The sequence below is a fragment of the Rhodovulum iodosum genome (genome assembly GCF_041020385.1).
Taxonomy (GTDB): Bacteria; Pseudomonadota; Alphaproteobacteria; order Rhodobacterales; family Rhodobacteraceae; genus Rhodovulum; species Rhodovulum iodosum.
The window spans coordinates 1-243 of sequence record NZ_JBEHHI010000011.1 but is presented as its reverse complement, the minus strand read 5'-3'; the positions used below and the strand labels follow the sequence as shown (position 1 = coordinate 243).

Here is a 243-nt window from a genome sequence, read left to right as displayed (position 1 = left end):
ACCCTTTCCGGGCTCGGCATCAACGATATCGGCTGGATCTATCCCGCCGCATGACACCGACCCGGGCACGGCGGTTCAGCCGTTCAGCCCTTCAGCCCTTCAGCCGCGCCCGCGGGCGCGTAGCGCCCCGCCAGGCGGCCCGGGTCGCCCAGCATCCGCCAGGCCCATTCCAGCGCGAGGCGCTGCACCCAGACCGGCGCCCGCCGCTGGCTGCCGGCGATGAAGTCGAGCCCGGCCCCGATC

Annotated in this window: 1 protein-coding gene; it reads right to left on the bottom strand. The window is 73.7% G+C overall.

From position 1 onward, the window contains the following. Positions 1-83: 83 nt before the first annotated feature. Positions 84-242, bottom strand: a complete 159-nt coding sequence (locus Ga0609869_RS18335) for a WecB/TagA/CpsF family glycosyltransferase (RefSeq protein ID WP_438826894.1) — start codon at positions 240-242, stop codon at positions 84-86. Position 243: the final 1 nt, after the last annotated feature.